Raw genomic sequence first — 13,877 nt, forward strand, 5'->3', positions numbered from 1 at the left:
ATTTTTGACTGTTAAGCAGGTGTTTTGCTTAAATAAAGCAGATTAAGAATGAGCGATATTTTTGAATGGCTCTTCGATCGGAGTTACAAATTGATCTGAAGCATCATCCGCTTCAAGATCTTTTAAAAATGCATTTCGCCAGTCATTGATGTCAAAATGTTTTAAACCATTGATCAAATACTGATAGCGTTCTAAACGTTCCGCTTTAGACATTTTCAGTGCTGTGTTTAAGGCGTTGACCATACTGGCACGATTTTGAGGATCGACGATAAGTGCTTCTGGCATTTGTTCTGCTGCACCCGTATATTTTGAGAGAATGAGAACGCCAGGATCTAAACGATCTTGGGCTGCAATATATTCTTTAGCCACAAGGTTCATGCCATCCCGTAATGAATTTACCCAGCAAATGTCCGATTGTCGATAGATGCTCATTAAAGTATCGTGTTCAACAGTTTCGTGGGTACAATTAATAGGTTGCCAATCTTGTTGTGAAAATTCTTGATTAATGGATTCGACTTTTAATTTTACCTGCTCAAATAAATGTTCATAAGTAGGAACATCCATACGACATGGGCAAGCAATTTGTAAATCAGTAAAGTGCTGATGATATTCAGGATACATTTTAAGAAATTCTTCAAATGCACTAAAACGTTCAATTAAGCCTTTAGAATAATCGATTCGATCGACACTAATAATCGTTTGCTGATGCTGGAAATCATCAAACTCAAAAATACTGGAAGTACTATTCTGTTGTTGAGCGACTTTTTGTATCAGTTCTGGATTTACGCCAATAGGATAATGTTGAACAGTAATATGTCGATCTTGATGAATCATTTCTGTGGAATTCATCATTTGTGCATTCAAAAAGTGATGACATACATTTAAACATTGCTTTTGATCAGATTCAGTTTGTAGCCCAATGACATCATATTGTGCTAAATCATGAATTAAATTAGAAGCGGTGGGTAATAAATCCCAAATTTTTAAGTCAGCAAAAGGGATGTGTAGAAAAAACCCGATTCTATTCTGCATGCCGAGCTCACGGCAATAATGTGCCACACTTAAAAAATGATAATCATGAATCCAAATAATATCATTCGGCTGGGCAATTTGATCAAGTTGCTGTGCAAATAACTGATTTACTTTTTGATAAGTTTCATATTGTTCAGCATGATATTCAATTAAATCAGGACGGTCATGCATGGCAGGCCAAAGGGTATTATTCGAAAATCCACAATAATAATCTTGATATTGTTTTTCGGTGAGTGGGCAAGTCATATATTCCACCCCATTATATTGGGTTTGATTGAAATATTGCTCATCAGGGTGATTTACTTTTTCCCCATTCCAACCCACCCAAGTTCCACCTATATCATATAAAGCATCTTGGAGAGCAACGGCTAAACCACCAGCAGTAGATTTATCTGGATGAGGTAAACTGACTCGATTTGATAATACAATTAATTTAGACATTTATTTTCTCCATTTAATATTTGAGATGTACTCAAAGAATTCTTTTCTAAAAGTTTTGAAAATAAATCAAGAAATTTTTCTACCGCATTTACATTTTTAAGCCTGTAACTTGCTCGAGTTTCTTCTGCTCCTACTTTTATGCTCATACCACTTACTTCATTGATAACTTTGAAGCCAGATTCATCAGTTTTATCATCACCAATAAAAATAGAAAAGGCTGTGGGTAAATTGAAATGCTGTAAAATTTTCTGAATGGCTTGACCTTTGTCTGCTCCATGAGGAAGCAGTTCGAAAACGTATTTACCTGTATTAATTTTTAATTCTGGATGTAACATTTGAACGTCTTTAATAATTTTATAGGCTGTTTGTTCAAGTTCAGGACATTGACGATAATGAAGCGCAACCGAATAATCTTTGTTTTCAATTAGTAGTTTAGGGTAGGGTATACATGCCTGTTTAAGACTTTCTCTAATTAAGGGATAATTAATAGATTCTATTTCTTTAGAAAGATTTTTCTGATCAATTTTTATTTCTAAGCCGTGTGTGCCTGCAATTGGTAAATCAAGTGGGGAAAAAAGCTGAGATGCAATTTTTACTGAACGTCCTGTAATCGCAATCACTTGAACATTCAGGTTTTTTAATTTTTCTAATATTTTTAAAGTAGTATGAGAAATAAAGCTTTGACTAGGGTCTGAGTGAAATTCAGATAGTGTTCCATCAATATCTAAAAATAGAATAAACTGTTTTTTTTCCCATAATTGAATAGAGATAATTTCTAATAATTTTTTTATATTATAATCATTATTGCTTTTTTTTAAATCAAGCCTATTACTGCACATTTTTTAAATTATCCTTTTTTAATCTGGAATATTATTAATAACATTGGAAATTTATATTGAGATTAAAATTATTAATAAGACTACATAAAGTAAATAAAAATTACATATTTTTTTCTTTTTTAGTATTTGAAATTGTGACTTTTGATTGAAATTTTTTATCAAAAAAATAATTTAAATCAGTATTTTGAATTTTATATTTGTTATTGAATATAATAATTAAAAATTAAATTTGTTACATACTGGTACAGTTGAAATTTAATGTTACTTTTTAGTTTGTTTTATTTTTATACTAAGTGGATGGAAGTTCTTTTTAATTATAAAAATAGAATTTTAGAATATTCTATCTATCTATATGTATATAAAAGTATTATTTTGAATAATAAGAAGATGTGTAGCACCTATATTCTCGAAGTTACATAGAGTTGTACTAATGTTACATGATGTAATATTGACGAAAAATATTGATAAGCCTAGTGTGAAATCAGAATTTATTAAATATTTAGATATTATTATTTTCAAGATGATGTTTATAGAATATAAATTTATTTTTTAATCAAATTTTAAATAGGTAAAACAAAATTTATATAAGTAGGATCGTAAATTTGAATTCTATTTAAAATATATAAAATTAGAGTTAGCTTCTAAAAGGAAAATGATGATGAGGATTAATTCTAAAAATGAATTATGTAGTTTAGAGCAGATTTATAATTTTTTAATTATGCGTCCTGATTTTCTACAAAATAGTCATTTTGAAAAACTTAAAGAATTTTTCTATGAAATTCATGAAATGGAAGGTGGTTTTTTTGAAGTTAAAAATTCGTATAGTTTTTTAGGCACATTTAATGGGCATTCAAAAATAATAGATTCTTCAAAATCTCCTGATTTTTTAGATAAAGCAAAGTTTTTACAGTGGGTGTATCGACAAATTCATGAATGATCATTATAACGATTGAAACTTTATTTATAAAAAATTCTTTAAAAAATGGATATAAAATATGAAAAAAATACTACTTTTAGGTACGGTTTTATTTGTTGGATTATCAGGTTGTCAGCACTTAATCCCTAATCAAGAACATCAGATTTCGATTACTAAGCCATTAGGTACAACGCAGTGCTCTGATACAGATCCAAATACAGAATTGAAAAAGCATAAAGCAGTTTTAGAGCAAGCGAACATACAGGTGTATTCAGCAGAAATTGGTACAGATGGCATGTCACATATCGCACTCTGTGGCACAGCAGATGGTAAAATTGCAATTTTTAATGTCAATAAAACGTCGCTCCTTACAGTGCAAAGTTTAGGTTATAAGCAAATTGTCATGGATTAAACCTCATGTATGGCTTTTACTTGCTAAATAAAAAAAAGATGAACAGCACATCTATTGCTAAGCTGAAGTTAAAGCCAGTTTAAATTTTATAATGATTATTTTTTATAAATAGACAATAAGTTCAATAACTTGTGTTTTTAACCCTCTTTCAAAGTATTATTTTATTTGAAGAGTAGTTCTATACATAGAGATGATGGTTAAGACAAGAAGCTAAATATAGAACAAGTTTTAACTTTTGTTTCTCAAATGTAAATAATAACAATTATCATTTACATTTGAGAAAAGAGGTATATATTCATCACCACACTATTTTACTTAATAGAGTGATGCTGATGAAATCAGTCACGGATAAGATCGCCTTACAACACTTAATCAACTCTTATTTACAAGAAACTGGCAACGGACGTTTTATTGCTCTTGCTGAACAATCCCAACAGCTACAAAATCAAAGTCAGAGAAAAACAGTCCTATGTATTCCTTTGCATACACTTTCTGCATTTTTATACGTGCCGCTTGAATATGTAAGTAAAGTTGGCAGACATCGATTTGCAGATTTACCTTGGGTTGAGCAAGAAGGTCAGGTGATCAAAATTAGCGCAGTGAATTTAGCTGCGAATTTACTGGAAAATTTAACAATACAAGAAAATGATAAACAATTAGATACATCATCATTATTAGAATGTTGGATTCAGAGCCGTCGAGCATTGCAGCAATTTATAAGCTATCGAGAAGAACAGATAGATGAAGTTGTCGCACTTGAGCAAAACTTTATTCAAAGCGAACAAGCCTTAGTACTTGGACACAGCATGCATCCTGCACCGAAAAGCCGTCAGGGCTTTGTACAGGATGATTGGCAATTATATTCTCCTGAAACGAAAACTGCTTTTAAAATGCATTTTTTATATGTACATCCAGATCAGGTCATACATGACAATGCGCATAATGTGGATATTCCAAGTCAATTAAAACAGGATTTAGAGCCATTCTTTAATGCCTATCATCATGCAAAAATGGCTGAATACCCAGATTATGCTTTATTGCCTTTGCATCCATGGCAGGCAAGATACCTAAAAGATAAAGATTGGTATCAGCAGCTTTTACATGAAGGCAAACTGATCGATTTTGGTGCTTTAGGGTGGGAGATGAAAGCAACAACTTCGGTGCGAACTTTATATAGTGAACACGCCCCGTGGATGTTTAAAGCGTCAATGACGGTAGCCGTAACCAATTCAATTCGAGTGAATCTTTATAAAGAATGCCATCGTGGTTTACTCAGTTATCAACTTTGGAATGATCACTGTCTTGCAGATTTTAGACAGCGCAATCCTCGCCTACAAACCATTAGCGATCCTGCTTGGATTGCACTAAAAGTCAATGGACAGGTTGTAGATGAAACCATTTGTATCTTGCGTGAAAATCCTTTTAAACCAAGTGATGATGTCACCTGTATTGCATCATTGTGCCAAGATCATCCATTTGAAGCTAAAAATCGTTTTAGCGAAATTTTTGCCAATATTTCACAGCAAACAGGTCAAAGCCAGCCGGATGTTGCTTTACAGTGGTTTGATCGTTTTCTAGAGATGACGATTTTACCGTTGATGGAGTTGTACCATGAGTTTGGTATGGCATTTGAAGCACATCAACAAAATACTTTAATTGAACTAGAAGCTGGAATGCCGAAAAATGTTTGGTTTAGAGATAACCAAGGATTTTACTATATTGAGGAATTGGCCAGCGAAATTTTAGAACGTTTTCCAACATTGGCTACCGATGGTCAAGCGGTATGTCCGTTGGCATTAGTCGATGAGCGTTTCCGTTATTACTTTATTGGTAATACGCTATTTGGTTTGATCAATGCTATAGGTATGACGGGTGTTGTCAAAGAGCAACAACTGATTGAAATGCTACAAGCGTATTTAATTCAGGCCTATCAAAAATACCCAGAAAGCAATTTATTAAAAACCGTTTTACATCAGGATACTTTTCCTTATAAAGGTAACCTCATGACGCGTTTATATGAGTTAGATGAATTACAAGCCGATATTGCTCAGCAGTCCATTTATGTCAATTTAAAAAACCCACTGTATGTTGCACAAACTGTAGTGGAGGCAGAATATGCTTGATTTTATTGGAATTGGTCTAGGCCCATTTAATTTAAGCCTAGCGGCATTGCTGAATTCACATCATTCTCTCAAATATCAGTTTTTTGATAAACGTCAAGCGTTTGATTGGCATGCTGGAATACAACTACCGAATGCCATGATGCAAGTACCATTTATGGCAGATTTGGTCAGTATGGTAGAACCGACCAGTCCATATAGTTTTTTAAATTATTTAAAAGCCCATCAGCGATTATATAAATTTTATTTCCGTGAGAATCTATATATTCCACGTCAAGAATACAATCATTATTGCCAGTGGGTGGTTAAGCAGTTAGCTCATTTACAGTTTGGAAGCCGAGTCACTGACATCGCACCTATTGTGGGTGGTTTTCAAGTCATTACCGAGCAAAAAGGACGGCTTTCTGTTCATCAAACACGAAAATTGGTTTTAGGAACAGGCACAACACCGAAGTTACCCCAACCCTTAGAAATGCTTGCAGCGCAAAATAAACAGTGTTTGCATTCTTCAAATTATATCCATCAATGTACTGATGATTTATCAGGCAATATTGTTCTGATTGGTTCGGGTCAATCGGCGGCAGAAATTTTTATTGATTTATTTGATCAACAAATCAATTTGGAAACGGGGAAACCTAAATTTCATCTATATTGGTTAACCCGTTCAGCGGGCTTTTTCCCCATGGAAAATACACCGTTAGGCTTGGAAAGTTTTAGTCCAGACTATATGTCTTATTTTTATGATTTACCTCAAAAATTAAAAGAGACTTTGCCGAATACGCAAGCCAATTTATATAAAGGTATTAGCGCCAAAACCATTCGTGATATTTATGAGCGACTTTATCAGCGGAGCATTGGCGCAGTTGATACGCATGTGACTATTGCAGGTCATTATCAACTTGAATATGCAGAAGTGATCAATGGAAAAGATATGCAGCTCAAGTTTTTCCAAACCCAGAAGCAGCAGAATTTAAATATTCAAGCCAATACAGTGATTGCCGCGACAGGTTATCAATATCCATCGCTGGATTTTCTAAATAAGTTAAGTCCTCATATTGCTTTAAATGAACAGAAGCACTGGTACATCAATGAAAATCATCAGTTGAGCTATCAAGGTGATGGTGAAATTTATATTCAAAATACAGACTTACATCATCATGGTGTGGGCACACCTGACTTGGGGTTAGGTGCTTTTCGTTCTGCAAAAATAGCCAATCAAATTTTAGGTGAGCCTTATTTTGAAATTGAAGGACGGCAAAGTTTCCAAGATTTTCAAACCAAAGAAATAGAGCGTCCATTTTCTGTGAGTGCGATCGCCAAGAGTAACTATCGTTCAGAGGGTATGTCGTCTCAAATATCAAGAAAAACGGCAGATTTATATTCTGAATATTTGGCGAAGTAGGATCAAAATTTAAATGGCTGAAATATCTAAGTCAGATTCTCTTAGCGCATCTGCTTCTTTCATGTCTCAACGTTGGGTAATGATTTCTGTGATGTTGGGGACAGGTACAGTCAGTATCAATAATAGTAGTTTTAATCCTGCTATTCCCCAAATGATGCAAGATTTTAGAATCGCTGAGGCTGCAGTGAGTTGGGTTATTGTCATCTTTCTGCTGACCATGAGTTTAAGTCTATTGGTGACTGGGTTTTTAAGTCAGCGCTTTGGTAAACGCCATGTGTATTTGTCCGCACTCATTATTTTTATGTTGAGTTCAATTGGTGGTGCATTCGCCTCGTCTTTTGAAACTGTTTTAATTGTGCGTGCACTACAAGGTTTTTCTAGTGGATTAATGATTCCCTTGTCATTGGGCATTATTTTTTCAGTTACACCGCAAGAACAGCGCGGTACAGCAACAGGACTATGGGGCGCAATGATTATGCTGACCCTGGCATGTGGTCCAATGTTGGGTGCGCTCATCTTGGTTTGGTTCAATTGGCATGCTTTATTTTTGCTGAATGTGCCGTTGGCGTTATTCGCTTTGACCGTGGGTTGGCTGTATTTGCCTAAACAGTCGGGGAGCAAAAATTTAAAGTTTGATTGGCTTGGCTTTGGTTTACTGGCGATTTCGATTGTTTCATTGTTGGTGGCTTTAAGTACGATTAAGCAATTACAGGACTTGCAGCATGTTTCTTTCTATGCGTTGTTTACTTTAAGTTGTTTTACGGCTTTGTGTTTTTTTACGCTGAGCCGAAAAAAAGTCAACTCGATTATTGCTTGGCAGCTCTTTCAAAGTCGTGCGTTTAATTACAGTTTAATCATTTCGGTCGTGCATACCGTCAGCTTGTTTATCAGCTTATTGCTCATTCCTTTGCTCATTCAAAACACTTTGCAGTTAAGTCCAATCTGGACAGGATTATTGCTGATGAGCAGTGCCTTAAGCACCAGTTTATGCAGTAAACGTGCAGGCAAATATTTAGATCAGCATGGTGCAAAACAACTGATTAGTTTTGGCATGGTATTGACCGTTATTGCATTTGTTGGATTGGGATTGGTCGCCAATATATCCGTCATTTTACTTATCGTTTGTATGCTTATTCATGGTCTGGGTTTTGGGCTGTCATATATGCCTGCAACCACTGCAGGACTCAATCATCTAAACGATTCAGAGGTCACGCAAGGCGCGGCTGTGAATAACTTATTTCGACGTCTTTGTGCGGCTGTTGCTGTGGTTATGGCTGCGCTTTATTTGCAAATTCGCACACAGTATTTCTTATCGAGCTATGAACTGCCTATTGCACAGCTGTATGCGATACGGGAGCTGTTTTTCTTCTGTGCGGGCATGACGCTCTTGGCATTGCCCTATGCGTGGAAATTTCCAAAGCAAAAACAGCAGAAGCTTCATGTTTAAAATTAATTATTCAGGAAAAAAATTATGGGTCACTTACATCCAACATTAGCACAAAATAATACGTCTTCTGTTACACCAACATTGGCTTGGCAACAACCCGATCAAGCTGTCATTCAAAAAGTCGAACAGCGTGTTATTAAACAATTGCTGCAAGCCTTGATTTATGAAGAGGTGATTGCAACACAATACGAAAATGGCAGGTTCATCATCCATGCTCAAGATCAAAATCAGCAACCAGTGCAATACTTTGCCACAGGTAAACATTATTTAAGCTTTGGTTTGGTACGTATGAGTGAGCAAGACGTCATTCGCCAAGACCATACAGGGCAAAGATCCATCGCCCAATTAAATAGCATAGTGGACGAAATTATTCGAGTGATTCCAAATGCGGCAAAATTAGAAGATTTCATTCATGAATTAAAACGTACCTTTATTCACGATGTGCAATCACAACATTGCCAAAACCAATACGCGCTTCCCGCTGCGCAGCATGATTATGATGTTTTAGAAACTTATTTGATGGATGGTCATCCATATCATCCTTGTTATAAGTCGCGCGTCGGCTTTAGTTTGCAAGATAATTTGAAATATGGCGTGGAGTATGCCCAACCGATTCATTTAGTTTGGCTTGCTGTACATCATTCTTTGCTTTCAGAAAATGCATCTGTCTCAATTGATGCAGATCAATTTTTGCAGCAGCAATTGACCGAACAAGAGCGAGAACATTTTAATCAAGTGCTGATCGAGCAGCGCTTAAATACGGCTGAATACACATGCTTACCTGTCCATCCTTGGCAATGGGAAAGCACGTTGGTTCATACTTTTTTTGAAGAAATCGCAGCACAAAAAATTGTGTATTTAGCTCGAGGAAGTGACTCATATATTGCACAGCAGTCGCTCAGAACTTTGACCAATGTGCAACATCCTGAAAAGCCGTATATTAAGCTTTCAATGAGTTTAACCAATACATCGAGTTCACGCATTTTGGCGTCGCATGCAGCCATGAATGGGCCTTTAATAACTGATTGGTTGCAAGGTCTGATTGAAAAGAGCGACATTGCAAAGTCTTTAGATTTCGCCATATTGCGTGAAGTACATGCCACTGCGGTCGATTTTACTAAACTACCGACATCCCATGCGAAACAAGCCTATGGCACAATTGGCAGTTTATGGCGTGAAAGTATTCATACTTATTTAAAGCCTGAAGAAGATGCGATTCCACTTAATGGTGTGAGTCATATACAGCGTGATGGAAAATTGCTGATTCAGCCGTGGTTAGATGAACATGGGACTGAAGCATGGGTCGAACAATTTCTATCCGTCGTGATTCAGCCTATTTTGTTCTTATTGCATGCTGAAGGAATTGGCTCAGAATCGCATGGTCAAAACATTATTTTGGTACATCAACATGGCTGGCCAACCCGAATTATTTTAAAAGATTTTCATGATGGGGTTCGCTTTAGTCCAGAGCATTTAACCCATCCCAATGAATACCCAGACTTACATGCGTTACCCGCAGAGCATGCCAAAGCCAACCGAATGTCATTTATTTTGACCGACGATTTAAACGCCGTCCTAGATTTTAGTTGTGCTTGTTTATTTTTCGTTGCCTTAAGCGATATTGCGATGACTTTACAGCAAAAAATCAATTTTTCGGAACAGCAATTCTGGCAACAAGCCGCCGATATTATTCATCATTTTCAACAGCAACATCCAGAACATCAAAGCAGATATGACAAATTCGATGTATTTGCACCGCAGTTTTGCATTGAATCATTAACCAAAAGACGTTTGTTTGGCGATGCTGAAGTACAACTTCGTTTGGTGAATAACCCACTTCACCCATTTCGCCAAGCAGTAGTTTAAGGGGTGATCAGATGAATACGATGTTGTTCTCCCCGACAGTGACCGCGAACATGGTACTGGTCGATTTGGTGAATAGTTTTTTGGTCGAAGGCTATATTTCTCAGCAATCAATTGTGACTCATCAGCAGGCTCAAGCCTTATTAACAGCGCGTTTCGAGCAAAATTTTGCTTCATTGTTTGAAGCGTATTCACATCAAGATGATTGTGCTGTTTTATTCAATTCGACATTAGCTGAATTTATTGTTTTGCCTGTGCGACAGGCAATGAAACAAGATTGGCAAATTCAAACCACAGCGCCTGCTTTTCAGGTATTGGTGCAGAAGGAGCATCATTTTCAATCGCGTATGCTGAATGCGTTAGAACTTTTTGATGCCATGCAGCGCCTAGAACTTTTTGCGCATTGTGAACAGTCGAAGTTAGATACGTTTAGAGCAGATTTACAACTGACTTTGCAGCAAAGCCAACTGAGCTCGCAACATCAAATTCGAACAGAGAGATGGGATTTAGCCCAACCTGCTCAATTGTTCATTCAACTGGAGCAATTTGCAGGGCTGCGAGATCGACCATATCATCCTTTGGCGAAACTGAAAGATGGTTTTGATCAAGATGAATATCAGCAATTTAGCCCTGAATTTTTACAACAGATCAAATTAAATTGGGTGGCCATTAAAAAAGAACAAGTGGTGTATGGGCAGGATGTGAGTGACATTAACATTCATCAACCTGCCAAAATTTTCTTAAATAACCAAGAAAATTTACAGTTGCAACAGGAGTTGCATGACAAGAGAGTCGGGGATGAATATTTAACATTGCCTCTACATGCTTGGCAATTTGAACATGTGTTATCGGAAAAATTTGCCCAAGAGTTAGCCGATCAAGCCATTGTTCCTTTGGTATTTCAGTCTACCGAAATGTATGCCAGTTCTTCATTAAGAAGTTTATTGTCGGTGTCGAAACCACAAGACAGTTTAAAACTGCCTTTGGCGGTGAAATCTTTAGGATCACTCCGTTTTTTGCCAATTGTGAAAATGATCAATGGGCAGAAAAACCAAAAGCTTTTACAAGCTGCCAAAGAAAAAGATGAGGTGCTGAAAAAACGCTTGTGGTTGTGTGATGAAAATCAGTGGTGGGCGTATTTACCGCATCAACCTGAAAATTTAACCCCCGATAATTTGACTTTGTTTGAGGAGCAACCCATGCACTTGGCGGCACAACGGCGCCGTATTCCTGCTGAATTGTTGCAGCAACCGTATCAAATTATGCCCATGGCAAGTTTAGGACACTGTATAGATGGAGAAATCTATCCATTTGAAATAATTTTTAAAGCGCAACAATTGGAATCCTGCAAAGAAAATATCATTGCGACTTTTAAGGCGTTGTGTCGAGATTTTTTTGATGTGAATTTACGCTTATTCCGTTTGGGTTTGATGGGCGAAATTCATGGTCAAAATATATGTATTGTCTTAAAACACGGACAATTTTCAGGCTTTATGCTGCGTGATCATGATTCAGTGCGGATTTATTTACCGTGGCTACAACAACATGGTTTGCAAGATCCAAATTATTTAAGTCCACATGATTTTAAAATTACGCTTTACCATGATTCCATTGAAGCGCTGATTTTGTACCTTCAAACGCTGGGGATTCAAGTCAATTTAGCCAGCATCTTAGAATCGATTGCTGAATATTATCAAATTGATGAATATGAGTTGTGGCAGGTTTTAGCTCAGCAATTACAACTGGTTTTAAATGACGTACCATTGAATGAGGATGCACGCGCTGAACTACAAAATATTTTATTTGAAAAAGAGCAGTGGCCGTATAAACAGTTAATTCATCCATTATTACAGCAAACGAATCGCGTTGGGAGTATGCCAAGCAGTGTCGGGCAGACCTGTAATATTTTAAAAAAAGCTAATGCTTTTGATAATAACTGATCAAACAAGGTTTAAAACGTGCGTTCCCATATCTCTGTCTTGAATGTTGAATCAGAACTGGAATTAGAAAATCTAGGGTTGTCTCGTGCAAAACAGGTTTTGGCATATCAGCTTAATATTCAAATACAACTGCATACGCATACTGCCCTAAGTTTTGCAGACTTATTAGAGCCAAAGCAGTGCTTGATGGTACTGACTGAATTTTCAAAGCGAATTCAGGCGGTCAATTTGACCTGTGCGGGCTCTATGTTTATGAAATATTGGGCAGTTCCACTGTTGTTTCCCTATTTATATGCGCGATTGACAGAACAGGTTCATTTGCCGTGGGAACTCTCTGCATTGTCGGTGAAAATGACGCCGACATGGTATTGGGATCGGCATTTAAATTTGAAACCTGCATGTTTATCAGCAGATTCTTTTAACACCGAAAACCAAACTTATGACGCTGTTATTTCTAAGATTTTTGATGATTTAAATCAGATTTTTGAAGTGATGAGTAAAGTTGGAAAAGTACAAAAGTTTTTACTTTGGGAAAATACCGCGCTTCGCATTTTGCAGTTTTACGACTTGATGGAACGAAAAAATTTACCACAGGTAGGAGTGATAAAAATTCAGCAGCAACGTCAATTTCTATCAAATTTAGCTGCTGCGTCTTTAGGCTTAAAACAAAATCCTTTTTTATTGTTGGAACAAAGCAGAAAAGAAAATGCGGGAAGTTATCAACGTAAAAAATGTTGTTTTTATTTTCAATTACCCGAAGCTCAACATGAATATTGTAGTAGTTGTCCTTTAGCAAAGAAGTATCCAAAAAGAGAGGTAAGTGTATGTCAGACCGATTAAATAGTGTATTAAAACAATATGCAACCATTGCCAGCTCAACCATTGGGCATGTTTTAGATACAGGCTATTTACCCGACATTCATGCGGTGAATTCTGTTCAACATGTCGTGGGTATTGTGCGCACAGTCACCTTAAATTCGATTAATGCCACGCAGATTCGGAATGCGCTTCTAGAAAGTAACGCGGGTGATGTCTTGGTCATTGATGCACGAAAACTTGGATATCGCGCTTGTTGGGGCGAACAACGTCATCGTGCTGCAATTTATCATCAATTGGCAGCCATTGTGGTCATAGGTGCGGTTACAGATATCGACGCGTTACGCGCAATGAAAGTCCCTGTATTTGCTCAGAGAGTAAGTTGTTTAACCACACGGTCAGAAGGGGAGAGTTTGGTCGATTTTGATCAAGACATCCAGTATTTCGATGCCACCATTTCTACAGGCGATGTCATGGTTGCCGATGCCGATGGGGTCTTTATTTTAAAACCTGATCTTGCCGCACAACATGGGGAAAAATTTCAAAATATGGAATTATTAGAACAGCAAAAACGTGAGCAATTTTTTAGTCAGCATTCACCTGAACACTATTACCACGCGATTTAATGACCAATGCCATGCCTAACAGA

11 protein-coding genes are annotated in these 13,877 nt (G+C 36.7%); 9 read left to right on the plus strand and 2 right to left on the minus strand.

Going from position 1 to position 13,877, the window contains the following annotated elements; all coding sequences use genetic code 11:
* Positions 1-42 precede the first annotated feature (42 nt).
* A complete protein-coding gene (locus GA0116959_RS13150) occupies positions 43-1,473 on the minus strand; it encodes an alpha,alpha-trehalose-phosphate synthase (UDP-forming) (protein WP_092721072.1) in 1,431 nt (476 codons plus the stop codon).
* Complete coding sequence (gene otsB, locus GA0116959_RS13155) at positions 1,461-2,312, minus strand: trehalose-phosphatase (protein WP_092721073.1); 852 nt, start codon at positions 2,310-2,312, stop codon at positions 1,461-1,463. Before otsB ends, GA0116959_RS13150 begins: the two co-directional genes overlap by 13 nt.
* Before the next feature lie 655 nt (positions 2,313-2,967).
* On the opposite strand from otsB, the gene GA0116959_RS13160 reads away from it, so the two are divergent.
* From GA0116959_RS13160 to GA0116959_RS13200, 9 genes are all read left to right on the plus strand, one after another.
* On the plus strand, positions 2,968-3,249 hold the full coding sequence (locus tag GA0116959_RS13160; RefSeq protein WP_141684234.1) for a hypothetical protein: 282 nt from the start codon (positions 2,968-2,970) through the stop codon (positions 3,247-3,249).
* A 58-nt stretch (positions 3,250-3,307) separates the two neighbouring features.
* Positions 3,308-3,640, plus strand: a complete 333-nt coding sequence (locus GA0116959_RS13165) for a hypothetical protein (RefSeq protein WP_092721075.1) — start codon at positions 3,308-3,310, stop codon at positions 3,638-3,640.
* A 332-nt stretch (positions 3,641-3,972) separates the two neighbouring features.
* On the plus strand, positions 3,973-5,763 hold the full coding sequence (locus GA0116959_RS13170; RefSeq protein ID WP_092721076.1) for an IucA/IucC family protein: 1,791 nt from the start codon (positions 3,973-3,975) through the stop codon (positions 5,761-5,763).
* Positions 5,756-7,162, plus strand: a complete 1,407-nt coding sequence (locus GA0116959_RS13175) for a lysine N(6)-hydroxylase/L-ornithine N(5)-oxygenase family protein (RefSeq protein ID WP_092721077.1) — start codon at positions 5,756-5,758, stop codon at positions 7,160-7,162. Before GA0116959_RS13170 ends, GA0116959_RS13175 begins: the two co-directional genes overlap by 8 nt.
* 13 nt (positions 7,163-7,175) lie before the next feature.
* Complete coding sequence (locus tag GA0116959_RS13180) at positions 7,176-8,609, plus strand: DHA2 family efflux MFS transporter permease subunit (RefSeq protein ID WP_092721078.1); 1,434 nt, start codon at positions 7,176-7,178, stop codon at positions 8,607-8,609.
* Between the two features lie 24 nt (positions 8,610-8,633).
* Complete coding sequence (locus GA0116959_RS13185) at positions 8,634-10,475, plus strand: IucA/IucC family protein (RefSeq protein ID WP_092721079.1); 1,842 nt, start codon at positions 8,634-8,636, stop codon at positions 10,473-10,475.
* Positions 10,476-10,486: 11 nt separating this feature from the next.
* Complete coding sequence (locus tag GA0116959_RS13190) at positions 10,487-12,412, plus strand: IucA/IucC family protein (protein WP_092721080.1); 1,926 nt, start codon at positions 10,487-10,489, stop codon at positions 12,410-12,412.
* A gap of 18 nt (positions 12,413-12,430) precedes the next feature.
* Positions 12,431-13,252: a (2Fe-2S)-binding protein gene (locus GA0116959_RS13195; protein ID WP_244878602.1), complete on the plus strand. Its 822-nt coding sequence runs from the start codon at positions 12,431-12,433 to the stop codon at positions 13,250-13,252.
* Positions 13,237-13,854: an RraA family protein gene (locus GA0116959_RS13200; RefSeq protein WP_092721081.1), complete on the plus strand. Its 618-nt coding sequence runs from the start codon at positions 13,237-13,239 to the stop codon at positions 13,852-13,854. Before GA0116959_RS13195 ends, GA0116959_RS13200 begins: the two co-directional genes overlap by 16 nt.
* Positions 13,855-13,877 lie beyond the last annotated feature (23 nt).

This window comes from Acinetobacter albensis (assembly GCF_900095025.1).
In the GTDB taxonomy this organism is placed as follows: domain Bacteria; phylum Pseudomonadota; class Gammaproteobacteria; order Pseudomonadales; family Moraxellaceae; genus Acinetobacter; species Acinetobacter albensis.